Source organism: Psychrobacter sp. CoH-33_TS_01, from assembly GCF_058189395.1.
The window spans coordinates 13245-36100 of record NZ_JBVGQI010000006.1 but is presented as its reverse complement, the minus strand read 5'-3'; the positions used below and the strand labels follow the sequence as shown (position 1 = coordinate 36100).

General features: G+C 46.1%; 22 protein-coding genes. 9 read left to right on the top strand and 13 right to left on the bottom strand.

The genetic code is table 11. The features are described from left to right. The first annotated feature begins 223 nt into the window (after nucleotides 1-223). Nucleotides 224-1372: a YeiH family protein gene (locus ACZ2XM_RS10420; RefSeq protein WP_490588933.1), complete on the top strand. Its 1149-nt coding sequence runs from the start codon at nucleotides 224-226 to the stop codon at nucleotides 1370-1372. A gap of 138 nt (nucleotides 1373-1510) precedes the next feature. Here the strand turns inward: ACZ2XM_RS10420 and ACZ2XM_RS10415 are convergent, their stop codons facing one another. After that, a complete protein-coding gene (locus ACZ2XM_RS10415; RefSeq protein ID WP_490588934.1) occupies nucleotides 1511-1930 on the bottom strand; it encodes a YbaN family protein in 420 nt (139 codons plus the stop codon). A gap of 581 nt (nucleotides 1931-2511) precedes the next feature. Here ACZ2XM_RS10415 and ACZ2XM_RS10410 point away from each other — a divergent pair. After that, on the top strand, nucleotides 2512-3465 hold the full coding sequence (locus ACZ2XM_RS10410) for a lysozyme inhibitor LprI family protein (RefSeq protein ID WP_490588935.1): 954 nt from the start codon (nucleotides 2512-2514) through the stop codon (nucleotides 3463-3465). A 201-nt stretch (nucleotides 3466-3666) separates the two neighbouring features. Here ACZ2XM_RS10410 and ACZ2XM_RS10405 read toward each other — a convergent pair whose 3' ends face one another. The 7 genes from ACZ2XM_RS10405 to ACZ2XM_RS10375 form a co-directional block, all read right to left on the bottom strand. Further along, nucleotides 3667-4077: a hypothetical protein gene (locus tag ACZ2XM_RS10405; RefSeq protein WP_490588936.1), complete on the bottom strand. Its 411-nt coding sequence runs from the start codon at nucleotides 4075-4077 to the stop codon at nucleotides 3667-3669. Between the two features lie 18 nt (nucleotides 4078-4095). Beyond that, nucleotides 4096-5388 (bottom strand): VWA domain-containing protein, encoded by a 1293-nt coding sequence (locus tag ACZ2XM_RS10400; protein ID WP_490588937.1) that lies wholly within the window; start codon nucleotides 5386-5388, stop codon nucleotides 4096-4098. Between the two features lie 11 nt (nucleotides 5389-5399). Then, nucleotides 5400-5867: a hypothetical protein gene (locus ACZ2XM_RS10395; protein WP_490588938.1), complete on the bottom strand. Its 468-nt coding sequence runs from the start codon at nucleotides 5865-5867 to the stop codon at nucleotides 5400-5402. Between the two features lie 141 nt (nucleotides 5868-6008). Further along, a complete protein-coding gene (locus tag ACZ2XM_RS10390) occupies nucleotides 6009-6293 on the bottom strand; it encodes a hypothetical protein (protein ID WP_490588939.1) in 285 nt (94 codons plus the stop codon). Beyond that, complete coding sequence (locus ACZ2XM_RS10385; protein WP_490588940.1) at nucleotides 6280-6594, bottom strand: BrnT family toxin; 315 nt, start codon at nucleotides 6592-6594, stop codon at nucleotides 6280-6282. Before ACZ2XM_RS10385 ends, ACZ2XM_RS10390 begins: the two co-directional genes overlap by 14 nt. 55 nt (nucleotides 6595-6649) lie before the next feature. Further along, on the bottom strand, nucleotides 6650-6895 hold the full coding sequence (locus tag ACZ2XM_RS10380; RefSeq protein ID WP_490588941.1) for a hypothetical protein: 246 nt from the start codon (nucleotides 6893-6895) through the stop codon (nucleotides 6650-6652). Between the two features lie 198 nt (nucleotides 6896-7093). Then, the gene (locus ACZ2XM_RS10375; protein WP_490588942.1) at nucleotides 7094-10036 is read right to left on the bottom strand and encodes a valine--tRNA ligase; all 2943 of its coding nucleotides are present in this window, start codon (nucleotides 10034-10036) and stop codon (nucleotides 7094-7096) included. Between the two features lie 332 nt (nucleotides 10037-10368). Here ACZ2XM_RS10375 and ACZ2XM_RS10370 point away from each other — a divergent pair, with 332 nt between their 5' ends. Continuing rightward, complete coding sequence (locus ACZ2XM_RS10370) at nucleotides 10369-11478, top strand: formate/nitrite transporter family protein (protein WP_490588943.1); 1110 nt, start codon at nucleotides 10369-10371, stop codon at nucleotides 11476-11478. A gap of 24 nt (nucleotides 11479-11502) precedes the next feature. Here the strand turns inward: ACZ2XM_RS10370 and ACZ2XM_RS10365 are convergent, their stop codons facing one another. The 5 genes from ACZ2XM_RS10365 to ACZ2XM_RS10345 all read right to left on the bottom strand — a co-directional run bounded on the left by ACZ2XM_RS10365 (nucleotide 11503) and on the right by ACZ2XM_RS10345 (nucleotide 15621). Next, nucleotides 11503-12009, bottom strand: a complete 507-nt coding sequence (locus ACZ2XM_RS10365) for a YbjQ family protein (protein ID WP_490588944.1) — start codon at nucleotides 12007-12009, stop codon at nucleotides 11503-11505. Between the two features lie 115 nt (nucleotides 12010-12124). Next, a complete protein-coding gene (locus tag ACZ2XM_RS10360) occupies nucleotides 12125-12496 on the bottom strand; it encodes a YbjQ family protein (RefSeq protein ID WP_490588945.1) in 372 nt (123 codons plus the stop codon). A gap of 164 nt (nucleotides 12497-12660) precedes the next feature. Beyond that, nucleotides 12661-13215 (bottom strand): UPF0149 family protein, encoded by a 555-nt coding sequence (locus ACZ2XM_RS10355; RefSeq protein ID WP_490588946.1) that lies wholly within the window; start codon nucleotides 13213-13215, stop codon nucleotides 12661-12663. A 67-nt stretch (nucleotides 13216-13282) separates the two neighbouring features. After that, nucleotides 13283-13540 carry a PA3496 family putative envelope integrity protein gene (locus tag ACZ2XM_RS10350; protein ID WP_490588947.1) on the bottom strand — a complete coding sequence of 86 codons (258 nt, stop codon included), beginning with the start codon at nucleotides 13538-13540 and terminating at the stop codon, nucleotides 13283-13285. Between the two features lie 578 nt (nucleotides 13541-14118). After that, nucleotides 14119-15621 carry a hypothetical protein gene (locus ACZ2XM_RS10345; protein ID WP_490588948.1) on the bottom strand — a complete coding sequence of 501 codons (1503 nt, stop codon included), beginning with the start codon at nucleotides 15619-15621 and terminating at the stop codon, nucleotides 14119-14121. Between the two features lie 445 nt (nucleotides 15622-16066). Here ACZ2XM_RS10345 and serB point away from each other — a divergent pair, with 445 nt between their 5' ends. The 6 genes from serB to hemJ all read left to right on the top strand — a co-directional run bounded on the left by serB (nucleotide 16067) and on the right by hemJ (nucleotide 22841). Further along, nucleotides 16067-17284: a phosphoserine phosphatase SerB gene (serB, locus tag ACZ2XM_RS10340; RefSeq protein ID WP_490588949.1), complete on the top strand. Its 1218-nt coding sequence runs from the start codon at nucleotides 16067-16069 to the stop codon at nucleotides 17282-17284. Between the two features lie 194 nt (nucleotides 17285-17478). Next, nucleotides 17479-18465, top strand: a complete 987-nt coding sequence (locus ACZ2XM_RS10335; RefSeq protein WP_490588950.1) for a DUF368 domain-containing protein — start codon at nucleotides 17479-17481, stop codon at nucleotides 18463-18465. Between the two features lie 498 nt (nucleotides 18466-18963). Beyond that, nucleotides 18964-19380, top strand: a complete 417-nt coding sequence (gene aciT, locus ACZ2XM_RS10330; RefSeq protein WP_490588951.1) for an AciT family ciprofloxacin tolerance protein — start codon at nucleotides 18964-18966, stop codon at nucleotides 19378-19380. 539 nt (nucleotides 19381-19919) lie between these two features. Next, nucleotides 19920-20426 carry a hypothetical protein gene (locus ACZ2XM_RS10325; RefSeq protein ID WP_490588952.1) on the top strand — a complete coding sequence of 169 codons (507 nt, stop codon included), beginning with the start codon at nucleotides 19920-19922 and terminating at the stop codon, nucleotides 20424-20426. A gap of 624 nt (nucleotides 20427-21050) precedes the next feature. Then, entirely contained in the window at nucleotides 21051-22109 is a 1059-nt protein-coding gene (gene bioB, locus ACZ2XM_RS10320) for a biotin synthase BioB (protein ID WP_490588968.1), read from the top strand. Between the two features lie 297 nt (nucleotides 22110-22406). Further along, entirely contained in the window at nucleotides 22407-22841 is a 435-nt protein-coding gene (hemJ, locus tag ACZ2XM_RS10315) for a protoporphyrinogen oxidase HemJ (RefSeq protein ID WP_490588953.1), read from the top strand. Nucleotides 22842-22856: the final 15 nt, after the last annotated feature.

Below are 22856 nucleotides of genomic sequence, written 5' to 3'. Positions count from 1 at the left end.
AGTGGGGCTATAGCAGGCGGCAGGCATATAGAGGGCTGCAAACCACCTCGCCTTAACCTATCGATATTATCGATAGACTATACCGTATTAATCCGTTATTCAAATAGATTTTACTGCTATATACTAACTTTGCATAACAGTATTCTATAGTAGACTATCTAGCGAATGCGCTAGTAGACGCAAGCAATTATTGATGATCCGCCACCTTTATAAGCCGCCCTCTATGACTACCGCCTTCGCCCGTACCTTAAACAGTTATATTCCTCGCCCCTACCAGTTTGCTGGGCTAGTCCTAGTGTTGGTGGGCAGTTTGCTGAGTATGTGGCTCAATGAGCAAATTAACGTATGGACTAATGGCCGTATGCTGGGGTTAAGCGCGCTAACCTTGGCCATCATTATCGGTATGGTGTTAGGCAATACGGTCTATCCAAAATTCGCCCCTAAATTAGCAGACGGTGTGACCTTTTCTAAAGGGCAGATACTGCGCTTAGCTATTATGCTGTATGGCTTTAAATTAACGCTAACCCAAGTCGCTAGTGTCGGCACCTCGGCCATCGTGATTGATGCCATCGTACTCAGCTCTACCTTTATGCTCACCTATTTCCTTGGGACGCGCTGGCTAAAAGTGGACCGTGAGACCGCGCTATTAATTGGTTCAGGGGCGAGTATTTGCGGTGCCGCAGCCGTGATTGCAGCGGAGCCTGTCGTCAAAGCAGAGGCTCATAAAGTGACTATCGCTGTCGCAACAGTAGTGGTGTTTGGAACCCTAGCTATGCTGCTTTATCCCCTGTTGTACCATGTGGGCTGGTTATTGCCTTGGCTAACCCCGCAGCAGTACGGGATTTATACTGGGTCTAGTGTTCACGAAGTGGCTCAGGTCGTGGTGGCGGGTAACGCTATTAATGCTGAAGTAGGCAATACGGCGGTGGTCACCAAAATGATTCGCGTGATGATGCTCGCCCCTTTCCTATTAATTCTATCGTTTATTTTGACTGAAAAATCACCGGCTAAAGTCACGCCAACCGTTTCAAGCGCTACTACTTTTGCGGGCACTAACACTACGGCTTCTCACAACACCAAAAACGCCTTTATGGCCCGACTATCACAAGTGAAAGTACCTTGGTTTGCCTTTGTCTTTATCTTGATTGTGGTGCTACATACCTTCGTTAGTATGTCTGAGAGCTTCGTCGCCACGATGGTCACTTTGGACAACGTATTATTGACTATGGCGATGTTTGCGCTAGGATTAACCACCCACCTTAGCGCTATCAAGCAAGCCGGCGTACGCCCTCTATTGCTGGGCGCCATTATGTTTGCTTGGCTCATCCTTGGCGGCGGCCTCATTAACGTCGGCATTAATCAACTGCTATAGTGGCTTCACTTTAAAACCGATATTAAAAAAGGCTTACTAACTATTAGTAAGCCTTTTTTATGGGATAAATCTAGTAAGCCTTTTTGTGGGCTAAATGGCTGAGATATTAACGCTTATTACTTGCACCATGAGTGCAGTTTAAGCGTCCGGCAAGCGCCATAAATAAATGGCTACTCCCGTAAATGCGGCTGCCACGCTCCAAGCCATCCATATTTTTTCAGCAGGCAATTGATAAAACAGCATGGTGCCCGACAAAGTCATCATGATGCATGCCAACCACTTAGCATAACGCGGTACGGCATGACGCTCCTCCCAATCGCGAATAAACTTACCAAAGTATTTATGGTTAATCAGCCATAAGTAAAAGCGCTTAGAGCCCCGCGCCCAACAAGCGGCTGATAATAAAATAAAAGGGGCGGTCGGCATCACAGGCAGCAGCAAGCCAATAATTCCCAGTATAAAAAACACGATGCCCAACAGCAAAAACAACCAACGCATAGCAGGATGCTTGGCTTGTTTTACAGTGCCTGAATAAGAATGCTCGAGGCTTTGCGGCATGATAAAAATCCAAAATTATATATAAATGAAATAGTAACAGTCACTTTATACCGTAGATAGAGCGTTACTTTCTACACGCGTCTTGTCACTTTCTTACCCGCGTATTGTGAGTACTGCCTTAATAGCAGCATCGACGCTAATAATCTTTTTACTCATTGTCACGATAATTGTTGAACAAAATTTCTTTCAAGAATCACCCTGTAATGACTGCCTAATTAATTATCCTATTTAATTCATAAAAAAATTGCTTATTCGCAACCTAGAATGTATGAATAAACCGCTGATATGACTAGAAAAAAACTCAACAATCGGGCATAATCAATTTGTTACATGATTACTTATGCTGAGTAAGTTATTGTATGTCATGCAATATTCTATAAGCTTATTAAGTGCTAAGTAGTTTATTTAATTAGTGATTAACAGTCGGCAGCCTTATTTAAACCATCGCTAATACTAATTTTATAAAAGACAACATTAGTCAATTTCCATAGCGTCTAAAGCTATGTAGCTCATTACCCTTATTATTATGATTATTAAGACAGCGTCTGACCCTGTCCGCCAACATACGCATGAGAGAGATTATGAAACAACGGTTGTCTTTAATCCTAGCTTTAGCAGCAGCTCTAGGCCTTAGCGGCTGTGACAAACTCCCAGGTACTAATTCTACTCCAGAAGTACAATGTGGTAGTGAGACTGCGGTCGATCTCGTCAAAGAGTTATTTCAAGATGGTATCGAATCCAACACTAAAAGTATCGCTAAAAATCAAGATATACGCATCGATAGTGCAGGCCTGCGTGCCAATATCAGTCAAGTAAAAACGACGTTAGATAACGTGCGTACCGATAAGAGTGACCCACAAAGTACCAAAAAATTCTGTGTGGCCACCCTCACGGCGAAGCTAGACTCAGACCTCGTGTCTCGTGCCAATTTCGTCCGTGAATACTATGGCACATCCGGCGTGAATGAAGATGCCTTTGAACAGGACATCGATATGGATGCTAACACCATCAGCTATGAGCTGGAGTATTCGGTACAGCCTACGGATGATGGCGAGAAGGTCTTTGGCAGGTTAGAGAATGGTAGTGAAGTCATTAGCTTTGTCGCTACCACTATCATTGATGCTATGCAGCGCAATGACGTACGCGCCCTAAAAGCTCAGGATAATAAAAATATAGCGATTAATGCAGGAGCTGAACGTGAAGCCGCTGCTTCTGCTCAGATTGCCGCTACCGAAGCTTATACCGAAGCCTCTAATGAAATGGCCAGCGTCGCCACTGAACAAGCTAAAGTCAAAGCCACTATGGACTTTAAACGTAGCGAGTTTAACAAACTTTGGAAGAGCGCTTCTGAAGAAACCCGTCAAAGTCTGATGGACAATCAGCGAGAGTGGGTAGAAAATCGTGATGAGATATGTACCGATCGTGCACGCGAGGCAGAAGCTGCCCGTCAAGAAATCGTCCGTATGGAATGTATCACCGAGCTATTGGGCGATCGCTACTATGAGCTAAAAGAGTATATCGATGCTTATGATTAGACTTATGACTAGGAGTTAAAGCGACCGCTACGATGTTAATTCTGCGTAAGTTATCAGCAAAAATTAAGCTCTTCACTTTTTATTAGTGGAGGGCTTTTTTTGGTCGGGGCACTAGTGACGGATAAACGGTGATTAGTGCTTAGCCATTAAATATTTATAGTTAAATTTGAGACCGATTCGTAATACCTTCCTCCAATCTCTCTATTGCGTATAGCTTTCCCAATACTCTGCAATCACTTTGGGGAAGCAATATTCACGTGGCATCACGGTAATAGCAATGGGTACTAGAATCGATTTGGTCACGCCGCCAATAGCGTCACAGGTGGGGCCAGCCGCTACGTCATAATGCACAATACGCACTGTATTCTGTGGGCATAGGTCTGAGCAGTGAAACTCTTCTATGACTTTGGTACCGTTATGTATCCCAACCACGAGGTTGGGCTCACCCTCGACTGGCGTGCGATCTGTTTGCTTGGCCAATTGGACAAGCTGGGCGTCGGTCATGGTGTTTTCATTGGTGGGAGCGGTTACGCAGCTGGCTAAGGCCATTAAACTGATTATTAAGCTGCTTAAGGCCAGCGTTTTCATAGGTTGGGTTATAAATCTGCTCATAAATAATGTCCGTTTTAATTAGCTTTTAATCAGCCCTAGCTGACGCGCTTCCTTAAGCCACTCTGGAAATTCCTCTAGCATTTTTTCGTATAACGATTCTTCGCTAATATCGTGTAAATCATCTAAGGCGAAGAAATTACAGTTATCAATGACTCGGCCTGTCATATCATCTAGGTTTTCTAAAATGCCGTAGTTTTTGCCACCGAGGCCTACAAATTGCCAAAATATTGGCAGCTGTGCCGCTTGCAGCATAATATTGCTAATACCACGGCTGTCACGGATGCCACCATCACTAATAAATAGAATATAGGCGGGCACGTCTAACCCTTGCGCGATATAAAACTTGGTGACCATCTCCATGACACCGGCTTCATTATTCGTTCGAGAACCAAGCGGCCAATTCCGCCAGCCGCCTTGTACCGTGTCGATGAAATCTGCGTAATTATTGAGACCCACCTCACCAAGATAGAGTGGATGCTCCCCGAATGCCCAACAGTCTAAAGCTTGGTCATCATCAAAACTCACCGCTAATGGTAATAAACGATTGACCACTTCTTGCACTAGTCCTTGTTTATATTGTCGATTCATTGAGCCTGTAGCGTCTAATACTAAAGCTACCTTGGCCGTTAAACTTTGCAATTGGCGCTTTTCTAGAGATACGGTTGCTTTTTTGGCAAGGTTAACTAGCTTGGGCGCTTTCTCCAACATCACTTTTTCTAAGGACACTTTAGCTTTATCTACACTAGGAGTGCTAGCTGATTTTGTTTCCTCTTCTGCCACATCGCCACCGAAATGCTGAACTACTGCTGCCAAGCCGCCATTAAACCCCTGACCTACATTGGCCACTCGCCAAACACCATTTTTGCGATACAGCTGCAAGAGCATACTGGCTTGTAAGTCAGCAAAATCCGCTGATTGGTAATTGGCCTGTGCCTTCTGTGACTGTTGGAATAGATTGATCTCTAAAGACTGTACGTTCTTAAGTGGAGTGTCAGCAGATAATACGAAGAATAGACTGTCAATATCGATAGGCAGTTTAGATAGGCTAACCTCAAACTCTGCTTGGACGCTTTTATTTGAATTAGGTTGAGCGTCGTAATGGGTAAGTTTGATTTGCTGACAGGGCGAGACTGGTTGATTGTAAAAAACCATGTAATCGTCATTAATCAGCTTGCCTTGATTGTCTAATGCAAAGCAGCTGATATCCATCTCTATTGGACTTTGACGGGTAAATTTCACTGTGATTGGGGAGTTTTCATTTATATCAAATTGATGTAGTTGGGCGCGTTGGCCTATAGCTAAGTGATTCATAATTATTGGCTCTATTTAGTTTTCTTTTTTCTCCAAGCATAACTTATCCCAAATCTTACTTCTTGAGAGAAACAGTCGTAAACAGTGCCACAGGCCGTACACTGACACTCATATTTAACTTCAAAAGTATAATTACCTTCAATTTTTTCAAGTATGTGTATTAATCCTAAATCAGCTTGAGACTCTGGGCTTACGTTATCCTGTTTATACCTTAAACACCGACATGCACCGTTAGCAATTTCCTTTAGAAAAAAGTTGAGCCTATCCATCGACCCCAGCTTATATTGTCTATTTTCATTCTTTTCCCAAGTTTCCGTTTCTGATAAAAATTGGAACTTTTCTTGATGTTTTGCCAACTCCCTAAGCACAGTCATATCAGTAATATTCATAATTTCGAAAGAATTTATATCATCAGGTATCAATGGTTTCTTATCCAATGTACCGTTTTTAACAACCTCAATAAGCTCATCTGTTTTCATAGAATACCACTGTATTTTTTAGAACGATGAAGATTTTTCCAATACCGCCAATATAAAATCAATGCCACAAAAAAACCCAATACCAAGCAGTTATACTCAATATTGGGTTAGTAGACAACCATTAATAATGCTACATCTAAGTCATTTCACCGCCGACTCACTTTCTTTCTGCATCAATTCTTGCAGTAGCTCATTCAAGCGTACCTCAGCAGGTTGCCCCCCTTTTTGCAGCCACTCATACGCTTCATTACTCACCGGCAAACGCTTTTGCATAAATCGCCCTCTTACCGCCCCACTCCAGTCTGTAACTTCTGGAGCGTCGGATAAATTGATTTCGCGGTATCTTAAGGCTTCAAGCTCTTCCAGTTGTTCGGCGGTTAAAACAGGCTTTTCACCCTTAGCGAAGTACTTCCTAGTAACTGACATAGTAGATTCTCTCTTCATTCAGTGTAGCTTTACGCGCAGTAATGACACGGATCACTTCACGTCCTATCTCATCGTCAAAAATAACATGGCCAATGAATAAAATCATTATATTATCCGGTGCCATACCAATGGTCTTCCAACGCTGTTCGTTATCTTGGATAAAATCAATTTCAGTTAAGCTGTGCTCATCAAAAAAAGCAGCTATAGCGGTTTCAAAAAACAACCCATGCTTTTTCTTATTGCTAATATTTTTATCATCATCCCATTCAAATACAGTGTGCGCATACTCCACTCGACCCATGCTATTCCCCAAAAATTGGTACTAGGCTTTGACTACAGTTAGCAATAACTTCACTTTAAATACTGACACCAAACATTTCTCTGACTTCCTCATCACCCCAATGAATGTCATCAGGCACAGTCATCTCACCTTGCATAAAGCCAAGCTTTCGCTTTTTCTTAATACCTACTTTCTCTTCAGATAAAGCTGCCTGCTCAGGCGGTAATACGGTAACGACTACTTTAGCCGAAGTCACGTTTGGTGGGGTCTCTAACCATTTGATTCGACCATTTTCTAATAAGGCTTGATAGCTGTTGGACATAATACACTCCATCAGAATGTGTAGATTCTCCCTCAAGTTATAGTAGCACTTTATAAAAGGTCTTGTTTATTGCTTCCGTAGCTCTTAAGCGCCAGCTTTTCCATTCCCCCATTAAAAAACCCAGTATCAAGCACTTACGCTCAATACTGGGTCATTAGACAATACTAGGAATTAAGAATTAGTTACCGAAGCAACAAATTACAAAGCCTTAAGCTGATCCATCTGCTCGGTCATCACTTTCAACTGACCCTCCAGCTCTGCTAGTTTCGCCTTCTCAGCATCCACGACTTCCACAGGCGCTTTACTGACAAAACCTTCATTGCCCAGCTTACGCGCGATGCCTTCTGCTTGACCTTTGAGCTTGTCATATGACTTACCCAAACGGTTTAGCTCGGCAGTTGGGTCAATCAGACCTTTCATAGGCACTAAGATACGTAACTGACCGACCATGCTTGATGATGATAGCGGCACTTCTTCGCCTTCTTTCACGATAGTTAGACTTTCAACTTTCGCGAGCGCTTTAAACTGGTTTTGGATACGTGTTAGACGATCAGACTGCTCATCGGTGATGTTTTGTAGTAAGACCGGTAGACGTACTGCGTTACCTAGCTTCATCTCACCACGGATGTTCCGCACGCCAGCGATAAGCTCCTGTAGCCAAGTCATATCCGTCTCAATCTGTGCATTGATTTGCGCAGTGTCTACGGTTGGGAACTTAGCGACGACGATGCTATCGGTGTCTTTACGGCCTAATAGCGGCGCGATGGTCTGCCAAATCTGCTCGCTTAAGTACGGCATGATAGGATGGGTAAAGCGTAGCGCGGTCTCTAACACATGCAGTAAAACAAAGCGAATCTGTGCCTTACGCTCATCGCTGACCGAGTCATCGTTTAAGCTCGCCTTAGCAAGCTCAACGTACCAATCGCAATACTCGTTCCAGATAAACTCATAGATATCTTTACTGACCATATCCAAGCGATACTGGGTAAAGTGCTGATGGATGTTTTGGATGCTCGAGTTTAAACGGCTCATAATCCAGCGCTCAGGCAGCTCCCAAACGTCAGGGTTTGCAGTGCTATCGATTGCTTGCGCCGTGCCTTCGCTATCCACGCAGTTCATTAAGACAAAACGACTGGCGTTCCAAATTTTATTACAGAAGTTGCGATAACCCTCGACGCGCTTCAGGTCAAAGTTGATATCACGACCGGTGCTGGCCAGCGAGGTAAAAGTAAAGCGCAACGCATCCGTACCGAAAGCAGGAATACCTTCTGGGAACTCTTTACGCGTCTGCTTTTCAATCTTCGCCGCGTCTTTCGGGTTCATCATATTGCTGGTGCGTTTTTCCACCAACGTTTCTAAATCGATACCGTCGATGATATCGATAGGATCAAGGACGTTACCTTTAGACTTGGACATCTTCTGACCGTTGCCATCGCGTACTAGGCCATGCACATAGACGGTTTTAAACGGCACTTGTGGCGTACCATCTTCATTCTTCATAAAGTGCATGGTCAGCATAATCATGCGTGCGACCCAGAAGAAGATGATGTCAAAACCGGTAACTAGGACGCTGGTCGGGTGGAAGGTCTCAAGGACTTTTTTCACATCCGATTCGTCAGCCCAACCTAGCGTGCTGAACGTCCATAGGCCTGAACTAAACCAAGTGTCGAGTACGTCATCGTCTTGACGCAGGCTGATGCTAGCATCAAGGTTATACTTGCTGCGCACTTCCGCTTCGTCACGGGCGACATAGATATTGCCTGCTTCGTCGTACCAAGCAGGGATACGATGGCCCCACCACAACTGACGGCTGATACACCAGTCTTGCAGATCATTCATCCACGCCATGTACATGTTTTTGTACTGGGCAGGGACAAATTCGATACGGCCATCTTCGACCGCTTCAATCGCTGGTTTCGCCAATTGCTCAACAGCCACATACCATTGATCGGTCAACCACGGCTCAACGATGACACCACTACGGTCGCCACGCGGAGCTTTTAGAGCATAGTCTTCGATTTGATCGAGCCAGCCTTCCTCTTTTGCTTGCGCCACCAATTGCTTACGGGCTGCAAAACGCTCAACACCAGCATAAGCCTCTGGGGTGGTCTCAAGCTCAGGCTCGCGGGTCTGCAAGTCCGGATAGACTTCCATTGCTGGGAGGATATGAGCATGGGCATCAAAAATATTAATGAGCGGCATGTCATGACGACGGCCTAACTCATAATCATTAAAGTCATGGGCTGGAGTAATTTTTACACAGCCAGTACCAAAGTCGCTTTCGACATAGTCATCCGCGACAATAGGCACTACACGGCCGGTAATAGGTAGCGTAATTGTCTTACCTACCAGATGTGAATAGCGCTCGTCTTTTGGATTCACGGCAACCGCGGTATCGCCCAATAAGGTCTCAGGACGGGTGGTGGCTACGACAAGATAGTCTTTACCATCTTGGGTCTGTACATCTTTATCGGTGAAGTGATAACGGAAATGCCACAGCGAACCTTTTTCGTCGTGGTTTTCGACTTCTAAATCGGACAGCGCCGTTTGGAATTTTGGATCCCAGTTGACCAGACGTTTACCACGGTAGATAAGGCCATCGTCAAACAGGCGAACGAACACTTCTTTGACCGCATTGGAAAGGCCATCATCCATGGTAAAGCGCTCACGCGACCAATCTACTGATGAGCCCAGACGGCGAATCTGACGGGTAATATTACCGCCCGACTCTTCTTTCCATTCCCAAACCTTATCGATGAAGTCTTCGCGGGTCATATCACGGCGCTTAATCCCTTGGGCATCCAGACGACGCTCGACGACCATTTGCGTGGCGATACCCGCATGATCCGTGCCCGGTTGCCAAAGGGTATTGTCGCCTAGCATGCGGTGATAGCGGGTCAATGCATCCATAATAGCGTTATTAAAACCATGGCCCATATGCAAGTTGCCGGTCACGTTCGGTGGTGGCAGAGCGATAGAGAACGACTCATCGCTGTCATATTTTGGCTGAAAATAGCCTTGCTCTTCCCAAGTTTGGTACATGCCTTGCTCAATCTCGGCAGGGTTGTAGGCATTCTCGAGTTGGTTTAGCGCGGCTTGAATAGATTGGGTAAGATTGGTCTGACGGTTTGTTTGGCTCATAGTTACTGTCTTATCAATTAGTAAGAATAGAAATGGTATAGGAAAATTTGAATACGTTGATTTTAACGTAGATGGGCTAATTTTGTTAGATGGTGGGGCAAATTAACTCTGGAGTGCACTCTAACTCATGCCCTCTTAGCCGCTGTAAATAAATCCATACCTCATAAAAAGATAGCGATTATAGAAAATTAACCTGCTGATTAAACAAAGAATAACAGCAATAGGGTGAAATCCTAATATCACTGCGGTCTGCTATCCACTAAACTGCAAGGAGCGACCGACTTTGTAGCGCTGCCCTTCTCTTAATTAGCTGATTAAATAGCGAGCTTCCTGTGCCCAAAGACCAGCCTTCTCCTCCTGCGCCCTCGACGCAACCTTCGCTGCCAGCGGCTACTGAGACGCCGATAGCGGAGCATCCTACTGAGCTGCATGCTACTCAACACGAAACACACTCAGACTCAGACTCAGATTCCGACTCAAACAACAGTCAGGATGAGTCGCAGCCGAGTGCCACTAAGCATTTAGAAGATGAGGACTTTTCCGAAGGCGTCAGTGAGCAAGATAAAGAAACGATTAAAAAAGTCGCGGAAGACGACAACATTAGCCAGCCCAAAAGCTACGCCAGTATTTTAGTCGAGCAAGTCCTAGATGCCAAAGAAACCTTTAACCGCTCGCTAGGCTCATTATTCACTAGTGCCTTTACCGCTGGATTAGAGATAGGGATTAGTCTTTTCGTTATTTTGGCCGCCTATTCACTACTCAGCGCCTTGTTGCCTACCGAATATGACCACTATGCCCTAGTGCTGTCTTCCTTACTGTATCCACTAGGCTTTATCATCGTCGTGATTGGTCAATCCTTATTATTCACCGAGCAAACATCTTTACTAAGCCTGCCGGTATTAAATAAAATCGAACCGGTGAGCAAGTTGTTAAGACTTTGGGGCATCGTTATCGTCGGCAATATTTTGGGCGGTTGCCTATTTGCAGTATTGATGATTGGCTTAGGCTTGCATATGGGGCTGTACAGCAGCGAAAATATTGACCACTTTGCCCAGCACGTTTTAGATTACGACTGGTGGGTTATCTTTGGTAGCTCAGTATTAGCCGGTTGGCTTATGGGCGTTGCAGCGTGGTTAGTTACCTCAGCGCGCGATACCATTAGCCGGATTGTCTTAGTGACTTTGATTACCGGTACTATCGGATTTTTAGGCTTACACCACAGTATCGTGGGTAACGTTGAAGTATTCTCCGGGCTGATTTATGGCCATAGCATTAGCGTCGCCGACTATCTCATTTTTCTAGTGTTGGTATTATTGGGCAATACCGTTGGGGGCGTGGTCTTCGTCGCTATTTTGAAAAACCGCACGTTCTTATACGATATCGAAAAAATTAAGGCCGAAATGCCTAAAACAGAATTTATGAAAAGACAGCATAGAGACTAATAAATTAAATCAAAAGAACGGCGCTTACTTAAAAGTAGCGTTGGGCAAAGGTGGCGGGACTTTGGGATTATTCACGGTATATACCGCCGTCCCATAAGCAATCGCCTCAACCATACTCCCCAACTGATTGATATTGGACACCTCAAGGCGAACGCCATAAATCTGATTATAACCCTGATACTGGGCTTGCAGCTTCATCCGCACTAAAGCTTCGCGGCGGGCACGGTCGAGCAAAGTCTCATAAGTCGTTAGGTTTTTACCCACTAAGCTTAATAGCCGCGCGATGATCATTTTGAAATAATCTTGGGCGATGACCACACTACCGATGACCAAATCCCCTTGCGTCTCTTGGGCTAATTCTGGCTCGTAAAAGCGCTCACTCGATAAAATGATATGCCCCAAGACTTTTTCTGACTTGGCGAGTTCTTGCAAATGCGCTTGCTCATTACGACGACCAAAAAACCAACCGACCACAAACAACACGATGAATAACCCGTAATTCGATAATACTTCGTGCAAAATATTCGACACCGCCCTGCTCTCCTACTCTTAGCACCGTTAAACGTAGCACCGTTAAACGTAGCACCCTTTAATCTTGGTCACCCTACTCTAAGCAACCTGCAATCCTAATGTTTGCCCATAAAGGCTAAGTTAACGGTGGTGGCTGTTGATAAATAGGAGCATTGTGGTTGGGTACGCTATTGGGTACGGCTCTAACCGCCGTGCCATAGACAAAAATCTCTGACGCTCCCTGTGCGATACTGGCGGTAGAAAAGCGAATACCAACGATAGCATCCGCGCCTAATGCTTGTGCCTTGACCATCATTCGTTCGATAGCCTCTTGGCGTGACTCTTCTAGCAATTCTGTATAGGCGGTCAGCTCACCACCGACCAGGTTTTTAAAGCTCGCAAACAGGTCTTTACCTACATGCTTTGAGCGCACGGTGCTGCCGTAGACCACATCCAAACGCTCGGTGATGGTGTAATTGGGCAGGTGTTCTAAATTAGAGAGTTGCATAATCAAGCCGTTTTATAGTTAGAGGATGGAGATGGCCGGAGGCAGCGCTCACAAGGCATGACCTTATCTTACACCATATAAAAAAAACGGGCAGCCCTTATAGTAGGATGCCCGCTCTTGGCTAGTATTTATACGTCTGTTATTTATACGCTTAGGTAGAGCTATTAGTCTTGCGTATGAAACAACAGATACAGCTCAGTCAAATTGCCTTCAATACTGTTGGCCATCTGCGCTAAAGCATCATCATCACTACGAATTTCTGCTAGAGCAGGGTCTTCGTCTTCAGCATCACCCGCCATATCAATACCGCTAAATACCATCATCGGTAGCGTCAACATAGCCACGTCTTCAGCAGTATCTTCTTCACTAAACCAGTCGACGTTTTCATCGCCGTACATAGCATCGACAAAGCCTACTGACCAAGCCGCTAGGTCAGAATCTAAAGAGAAATCCACTTCTTCGTCAGCGCTAGAGGCTAAAGGCAGCTCAATATCGGTCTCAGCTTTAAGATCAGCCAGCATAGACTCGCGCCAAGCGGTGATAGCGTCTCTTACTTCTGCATCGACTTGGTTTTCTTTACCTTCAAATAGCAAAGACATCCAGTTCGGTAAGGCTTTACCGACTACGGTCGCCGCTAAATAGCCATGGGTCGCTACGCTCTCTAAGCCAAACTCGTTATCGTCAGAGTCGAGGTACTCTTTTAAATCATCTAAAGTCATAATCGGTTACTCATATCATTACAAATTTGTGGTGGTACAGGAGTGTAGCGGGCAAGGTTTTTTGCAACTATTCGTCGTCAAAGTCGTCGTCGAAGTCGTCATCTAAATCATCGTCTAAATCGTCATCATCGAAATCATCGTCAAAACCGTCTTTTAGCTCACGGGCTAAGCGTTTCTCTTCTAACAAATTATCGATTAAACGACGTTTTTCTAAGCTGCTCAGACGCTCACGCGCACTGGTTGAGGCCTCTTCCGCTACCTTTGCCTCAGGATCTTCGTCATCAAAATCATCATCAAAATCGTCGTCGATATCTGCATCACTCACAGCAAACTCCTCTTAACCTACAGTAATTGGGGTCGTATGGTCTCTTAATGGTTGCCATATTACCCAAATGGATTTATGAATTGGCTTACGTCTTGGTCAGTATTAATAACAAGCTATGCTTTATGGGCGGGATAGCTTTTTTAGCTGGATATTTTGTTGAGCCTGTAGCTTAAGCCACTAGGTCTCTAATGGGGCAAACCCACCTTCTGCTAAGCCGCTTTTTTGGGTAGCGCGCATGATAGAGATAGGTTAAGCGGATTACAAGGTTTCTTATAAAACCTTCAGCGAGTATTGTCAATGATAATCGCAAATATGTGAGCAATGAGGGCCGCAGAAACACTATTTAGCCTATCGAGGCCGTCATGCCGGTATAGCCTCTATTCGCGTTGCGGCCCACTATACTCCTAAGATGAGCGCAAAAAGGCCTAAGGGCAAGGAAAACTTACGGCCTAACCCTTAAATAAATGCTGCAGTGACGGTGCTCAGCTTAGCGGAGGAGTATGGCGCTATAGTCCAGGTATCCTTAAAACCTTAAAAGCCCATTTTTATGAGTGCGTTAACCCTTTATCTGTACGCTCTTAGGCGTCTTCATTACCTGACAATAGCACAGCATTGCGCACATCGATCAGACGCTGCATCATTGCCTCATTGGTCCCGTCAAAGAAAGCACTCTCGCGCTCATAGACGGTGGTAGGACGTTGTAAATTGCGCACTTGAATGTGGTTGCCAATCTCTTTGAGACCCGCCTTTGGATACAGAATCAACATCTCACCACGACGACCCACGCTCTCTAGCAAATGACTGAGCGGACGGGCTTGCGCATCATCACTGACGCCAACCCGAATGGGCAGAGCAAAGCGTGATAGCTCGCGATGTTTGTCATAAATGATTTGATTGAGCATGAGATAGAGCTTACCTAGCATCACGCCCGCTAAGGCCGCTTTACTATGGTTATTGTCAGCTTTTAACACGACTACCGCGCCACTATGATCAAACTTCGGTTCATTATCCAAATAGATGCCATGCAATAGCGGCTGCTTTAATAATTCGCTAATAGCTTGATTGAGCAGTTGTGAGCAGAGGGTAAAGTAAGGGTCGGCGGTCTCAGGGGCCAGCTTATCTAACAGACGATAATTATCATCATAGACAATCTGCACATCGACCGTACTGACATAGCGACTCGGAGAGACTGCAGGGGCACTCTTATCCGTATCAGCAGCTCCTTCAACACTCGTAGTAGCCGTATCTGCCGTCGTCTCGGTGACATCATGGCCGCTAATATTACTACCAGCATCGCCACTGTTAGTGTCACGATGCGACTGGACGTAGCTATTGAGCTCATCATGAATATTAGCTGGGGCAGCCGTACTATGGTCCGCAAGCTCATCACCATCACTCGCCGCGGCGACATTATCACGATTGCCGAATAACGGCCAACGCTTAGGCTCTTTCGCTTGAATCGTCGCTTCAGCAGCGCTTAATTCAGCATCTATTAACCCGTCATCCTCGGCTCTAATCCCGCGGCTATTACCATTGCTCGTTTTATACTGCTGACGATAATGCTCGTGAATATCACGGCCTAGCGCATTGATTTGCTCTTTGGTCGGACGCGCGACGTAGCCGTAAAGCAGCCATAGGAATAAATGCAGCAGCATAGACCCGATGACGAAAGGCCATTGGCTGGCGATGATTTCGCCCTTGCTAATGTCTTTCATGGTCAGCGCCACGCTGCCTATTACCGCCTCACCTTTGGTCGCGACTTGACGTACGGTCTTGCCTTTATGCAACGGCGCATTGCCCAGCGGTACCAGCACTTCGTCGTCCGCCCCTTTGATGACCAAACGCGCGACGTCTTGCTCGCTGGTATAACGACCCGCTATGACGCTTAAGCTCACGCGATCGCGACTTTGTAGGGCAAGACTCGCTTCGCTAATCAGCTGCGAGACCATTTGCTCGGCTTTTTGAGCCTGGCTTTTTTCTAACTGTTGCTCGGTGCTCAGGACTAGTAGCAAGGTCTGCAAGCTAAAACTGATCAGGATAATAATGGCAAATAAGCCTTGTCGCGGCGCTAAATACGTCATGGTATGCTAAACTTTTTTAATAGTGAGTCACAAAGATGTGGGTCGACCACACCTTCTTTGAAGGGGCCATCGGTAACTGCTGGGTGGAGCTGCGTGCAATTTCTGAACTAACTTAATTGTGCACGGCAAATATCTAGGGGGCCGTTAAACAAGCCTGTCGCCCTATACTAGCAAATATTCTTAGACGGTTAGGTCTTAATATAAAAACTATGTGGGCGAAATATGCGGGTAAATGCTGCTATGATTGCTGCAGTCACCCTGTGCGCCAACGTTATGGCGAGCACAGACCGTCATGCCTCACATTGTAGCGCAACTGACGGGTAAATTAACCAACAACTTCTGCTTAATTGGCGGTTAATTACGCCCGAAGCAAGCGCCTACAAAGACGCTATGGAAGCTGTTATTATTCCTAATCTTATTTCAGCACACAAGGGTCAATTGAGCCATGCCAAACAATACGCCTTACTCGTTACCAAAAAACAGCAAATCATGGCAACTTGCTTTAGATTCTGTCTCAACGTTACTGCCTGCGGGGGTGAGCAGCGCCGATTTAGATACGCTGCAATCGCTCCCAATTTTTGCCCTTATTGTCGTATTGCCGGCCACTCAAGCCCACCAAGTCGTCAATGTGCATGATTATGTACAGGCTTGGGTCGACGATCAGCCCAATTGGGCCTTAGTGACCGTCACCGATGATGCGGTAGCAGAGCGTCTGCCTATTGTTATTCAAGACTCTAGCACGCTTCAAAATACGGACCAGCCTCATCCCGCCAGTCAAGCCAGCACCATTACCCCCGCTACAGTCCATCGCTACCTATTGATACCGACGACAGGGGCATTGATGCACCCTGAGAAGAAGAGCGCGGCCGCCCATATCATTGATGAGCAACTGACGACGCGCTTACGCCAAAAACTGCATGAGCAAGTGAACCAACAGGTTAATCCTGCGGCTGCACCTACTAACAGCAACGCCGAAGTGGTCGATTGCCATATTTTATCTATCGGTCATATGTTACGCCCGCATAAGCTGGCTTGTTTCGATATGGACTCTACCCTAATTGAGCAAGAGGTCATTGACGAGTTGGCCAAAGCCGCCGGTATCGGTGAGGAGGTCGCTGCCATTACCGAATCCGCTATGCGTGGTGAAATAGAGTTTGACGAGTCTTTTGCTAAGCGTTTGGCGTTATTAGAAGGGTTGTCTACCGATGTGTTGGATGATATCTGCAGTCAGCTGACCTTGTCTCGCGGGGCGAAATTTACCTTAGCCGCCCTAAAAGCGTTGGGCTATCATACCGTATTGGTCTCGGGCGGGTTTACTTATTTCGCGCAGCATATCGCGGCTCAATTGGGTATCGATGAAGTGCATGCCAATAACCTAGATATCGATAGCGGTGAAGTTACCGGCTACGTGCAAATGCCTATCGTAAATGGCGAGCGTAAAGCTATGCTGACCGCTAAGATTGCCCAGCGTTTAGGCATTGAGATGACACAAGTGGTCTGTATTGGTGATGGTGCTAATGACCTGCCGATGATGGCAACCGCTGATTTAGGCATTGCTTATCAAGCCAAACCTATCGTACAAGCGCGCGCCGATGCAGCGATTAATGTGACTGGCTTAGAAGGTGTGTTGTATGCGCTAGGCTACCCTGCGCCGCAAGTCTAGACTATTTTATTCGATTATCCTGAGTCTATAGAGACCACAGTGCAGCTATTGCTAGTCGTGCCCTGATTCAATAAAATACGCGAGGTATTGGCTATCTCGCGTTTTTGTTGCCTACCTTTATGCGCCTATTGTGCTCGTTCTGTGCTGTCTATTTTACCCTCACCCCTATTCCTTTACTCTCTTGAGCGACCTTTATGTCCCCCTCTCCTGAATCTCATCGCCCTATATCCCCAGCGAATGCTGACTTGTCGCCGCATCAAGCGCCCCTTACCCCTATGACACCCGCCAATGCGCCCAAGCAACTGTTAGGGGTGTACGTCAAAGGGATTGCTATGGGGGCCGCGGACATTGTGCCCGGTGTTTCAGGCGGCACGATTGCCCTTATCGCCGGTATTTATGAGCGCCTTATCAATGCTATAAGTAGTATTGGTCCAGAGCTGTGGCAGGTTTGGCGTCGCCAAGGGGGGATGCAGGGTATCGTGGCCGTTTGGCGTCATGTGGATGCTACTTTCTTACTCTGTCTGATTGCAGGTATTGGCACCAGCTTCGTCACTCTAGCGGGCGGTATTAAGTATTTACTAGACAATCAACCGCTGCTTATTTGGTCGTTCTTTTTTGGGTTGGTCGTGGCCACGGTCTTTGTCTTGCTAACAGAAGTCACCCGTTGGACAGCGGCCCGCGTGGGACTATTTGTCGTCGGGATGGTGGCCGCTGCCCTCATTAGTACCGCACCGATTATGCCCGCCTCCCCCAGTTTGCCTTACCTCTTTATGTCGGGAGCGATAGCTATTTGCGCCATGATTTTGCCAGGGGTATCAGGCTCATTTATCCTATTGCTACTCGGGACCTACGATACGATTCTAGAAGCCGTGCATACCTTAAACTTTACTATCTTGCTGACGGTAGTCGCTGGGATGGTGACCGGACTGCTGCTATTTACCCGGATGTTAAAGTGGCTGTTGGCGCGCTATTATCAAGGGACTCTCGCGCTACTGACGGGCTTTATTGCAGGGTCTTTATTAAAGATTTGGCCGTGGAAGACAGTAGCGTTAGGCAACGTGATGCCTTGGCAGTTTCCCGGAGGGGCACAGTGGGCAACGACTATTAGCCTAATGATTGTGGGCGCAGCATTAGTCCTGCTCATTTCTTGGTGGGGCCGTCGCGGCGAGTCAGCCCATTAAGGTCACGGACCTATTTAATAATGCAATTGGCCTACTGAATAGTTCAAATAGCCTGCTCAATAATTCAAGGCGTCCCCCTGCTGCACTTAGTTAAGGCAGGCGTAAACTTATACCCGTGACTCGTTACCCAATCACGGGTGGACTGGCTAGACCGTGCGGTGGATAGACATTGTTATCCGTTGCACGGTTTAAGCCCTCATTTCTAACCCCAGCCCACCCCTCCCTTAAAAAATTATAACTGCCAGCTTTTAGCCTGACGATTACAAAAAACTTTAGCCAGATTTCCCAAAAATTTCTGCGCTATTCTCCGCAAAAATCAACGCTACCCCTAGTGCCATCACGCCTTAAAAATCCTTTAAACTAAGGCATAAAATAGGCTAATTTTTAGACGACAACCACTGTCGCAACGGTTCGCTTTTGCCCTTTAGCTTGGCCTACTTTGTCGCCATAATAGGCTCATACCGCAACATTATCTGACTGCTAACGAGGCGATGCACTATGTTTATACTTACCCTCACGACCCTCTCTTCTGGCGACGCTAGCTGGACACCGTTTAGCGCCGCGACCCTAAATATAGGTGAGGTTTTAGGCTATGGGTTATTGGCAATAGGTATCCTAGCGACCGCGCTGTCATCCCAACGCTACTTATTATTATATGCACTCGCCGGCATGGGGTATTGGTTATGCATTGAAGGCCTGCAATATATGCTGACTTCAGCGCTACCCTTATCGAGTTGGCACGGTTATGTCGCTGCGATGGCATTAAGTTGGTTGCCTCTGTGCGCTTGGATTATTGCGCGCGCTTGGCGTCATGACACTATCAGTATCCGTAGCAAATCGCGCCCGGCAGCAGTGCAACAGCGCTATATCGAGCACACGCCCGTTTACGATGAATACGAGCCTAAGTTTCAATAGCTAAGGATAATGACCGCCTTATCGCTAGCTTTAATCAACCGCATGACCTTGAGAATCACATAGCTTTTAAAACCTTTATTTTAACTATGCTGACTTTGATTATTTATTAACTAAGCCAATCCTAGATAAAAGACTAACAACACGCTATTAAAAAAATTTATATTGAGTCTGCTATTTTCTAAAAACTATTCCTGACTCATTACGCCCTATGTCGAGAGCCTGTCATCTATTTTGAGAGACAGGCTTTTTTGGGGCTCAACTTTTTTTGACTCTCCCCTTTCGTTCACGCCAGTGAGTTACTATACTGTGGGCAGCCAACCTTTACGCAGTCAGCAACTGGGCCGTGCCTTCAAGGGCATCATGAGGCTAAAGGTGCGATAGAGTTTGTTAGGCCATTACTCACTAGGGTTGTTAATTGAGAACACACCTTAGTTACATGCAGAACTAAAGCGTCAACGTAATTACTAATGACGCTACGGCTACAGCCGCTATACTATGTAGATTGTCGTATTCATTTTTTATTTTTTAGGAGCTTGTTTATGTTTACTATCCCTGTACTGAATGTCAAAGCCGATCCCCTTGATGCGTTACTAGCGGCTGTTGGCTATCGCTTGTCTATGCTTGCCGGCGGTGACAACGAAGATTTTAAAGCCTTACTGGCTGACCGTGACGTAACTATTCAATTGGGCAGTGACTCAGCAGGCGTTACGCGTTCTTATAATTTTAAAAATGGTAGCTTTAGCCAAAAAAGTGGCGCTGCGGAAAAACCAACGTTAAGCATCGACTTTAAAGATTCAGCGACAGGTGTGAAGCTGTTGACGGGTGGTAACGTTGCCGCGTTTATGACCGCTATTCAAGCGGGTGAGCTAAAGATGGAAGGCGATTACAGCTTACTGATGTGGTTCAATAAATTAGCTAAATATATTGTTCCTGCAATCCCAGAAGAGTATAAACCTTATATCCAAAAAGCTAAGCCTTACGCTTATAAAGCGCAACAGTTTGCTATGCATTGGATTGGCGTGGCCAAACATAAACTAGGCAAATAAGCTTAAACTTATTTAATAATGGCTTAGCGGGTTATTGAATTGTCCAAATGATGTGATGTCGTTTGGGCAATTTTTTTATGGTCACTTTTTATAGCCGCTTTTACTATCAATAGTAAAAATAACTGGTTAACCAAATAGCCGTAGCGATAAAGAGAGGCGACATAAAACTAGCCCTAAGCACCATTGCAAAAAAACTACGTTTCCTTAAAAGGGTACTGAGAGAAATAGGTGCGAAAGATGCTAAGATAGCCGCTAATTTTGCCCCACACATCTCATAAAATGATACGATTACAATCATATTAGCAGCTTGCACCTTAGAGCTTGCTAAGTAGCTATTGGTAAACGACACCAGGCTAGCCTTTTAGGCAACAACGTTTAGCAAAATTGCTAAGCATGCCCTAGAATTAACAATTTAATTAAAAGCTAAGTAAGCAGTTATAGATCATTTATCCCTTGATAGTTATCGAGCTAGCTAAGGGACAATGGTCTGATGATAATATCAGTGACTAAATAGGATTAAGGATGATGAGCAGCACAATGACAGGTTTATTAGGGATTAGCGAACCACAATCGGCAGTTACTCACGGGAGCCATAACGTAGGCCATTTAAACTTTGACGCGGCGATGACAGCTCAGTCAGATCAGCATACCGCTAGCAGCAAACCGGCTATTACCCGGGAGTATATTGCTGAATTATTCGACATGCCCTTTATGGATTTGCTGCTACAAGCCCAGCAAGTACACCGTCAACATTTCAACGCCAATGAAGTGCAAATCAGCACGCTACTATCGATTAAGACCGGCAACTGTCCTGAAGACTGCGGCTATTGCTCACAGTCGGGACATCACCGTGATAAGACCAAACTGCAGGCTGAAAAACGTCTAGAAGTTGATAAGGTTATCGCAGCGGCCAAACGTGCTAAAGCCTCTGGCTCCTCACGCTTTTGTATGGGCGCAGCCTGGAAACATCCGAGCGCTAAAGACATGCCTTACGTGGCAGAGCTGGTCAAAGAGGTCAAAGCCTTAGGTCTAGAGACTTGCATGACCCTCGGGATGCTGACCCCTGAGCAATCACGCCAATTAGCCGACGCAGGTCTCGATTACTATAACCATAACTTGGATACGTCCAGACGCTATTATGATGAAGTAGTGACCACGCGTAGCTACGATGACCGCCTAGCCACTATCAACCATGTTCGCGATGCCGGTATCAATGTGTGTAGCGGCAGTATCGTCGGGATGGGTGAAGGCCGTGACGATCGTATCGATTGGATTTACGAGCTGGCCAGTATGCCCATACCACCAGAGTCTATTCCGGTCAATTTACTGGTGCCCATCGCAGGCACACCGCTCGGCGATAAGATATTAAGCGAAGGCGAGCTGCCGGTATTAGAATGGATTCGCACTATTGCCGTGACGCGTCTATGCTGTCCTGAGAGCTATGTGCGCCTTTCTGCTGGTCGCGAGAGCTTGTCTGACTCTGAACAAGCCTTGGCCTTTATGGCCGGTGCAAACTCGTTCTTTTATGGCGATAAGCTGCTGACCACAGGCAATGCGAGCCAGTCGAACGACGATCGTTTGATGAAGCAGCTGGGCCTACGCGCGCAGGTGAGTCGCCCAAGACAAGTGTTAGTGACGGATGCGGTAACGGCCCATACCTCAGCACTAGTCATGTCCGCTTAATACTGCGCTGCTTATATTGCGCAACTTAGACGCTATCTACAGTATCAGGCAGCATCATCCGTTATAAAAATCGCTGTAAAGAAGGCTTAGCCCGTTATTGTGGGACTAGGCCTTTTTTATTGGTATACCTTAGCAAGTCGCCCACTAACTCACCAGCGTTTGACCTAGGTCGTTCCTTGGATAGCACAAAAGCTGAGACAGCGGTATAATCGCTAGCTTGTCGGCTACCAACAGCTATAAAACAAGCTGTTTGTCCGGTAGCGCGCCACCCTACTCTATACGATCTAAGGCAGCCCTATGGCAGATTATTTTAATTGGATTAAAGCCGCACACGTCATCTCGATGGTGTGTTGGTTTGCGGCGATATTCTATTTGCCCCGCCTGTTTGTCTACCATGCGATGAGTGATGACCGTGTCAGTCACGAGCGTTTTATGATTATGGAGCGCAAACTGTATCGCGGCATCATGACCCCATCAATGATTGCCACTTGGGTCTTTGGGATTTGGATGTTGGTGTTGGGCTGGGATGTGTATAAAACCCAAGGGTGGCTGCATGCCAAATTAACCTTGGTCGTGTTGCTATCAGCCTACCATGGCGCTTGCGGATTTTATCGCAAAAAACTGATGGATAATGCCCATTATAAGACCGATAAGTTTTGGCGCTGGTTTAACGAAGTGCCGGTATTGGTATTGGTCGCCGTCGTGATTTTAGTGATTGTGAAACCTTTTTAGCCATTTTAACAGGGC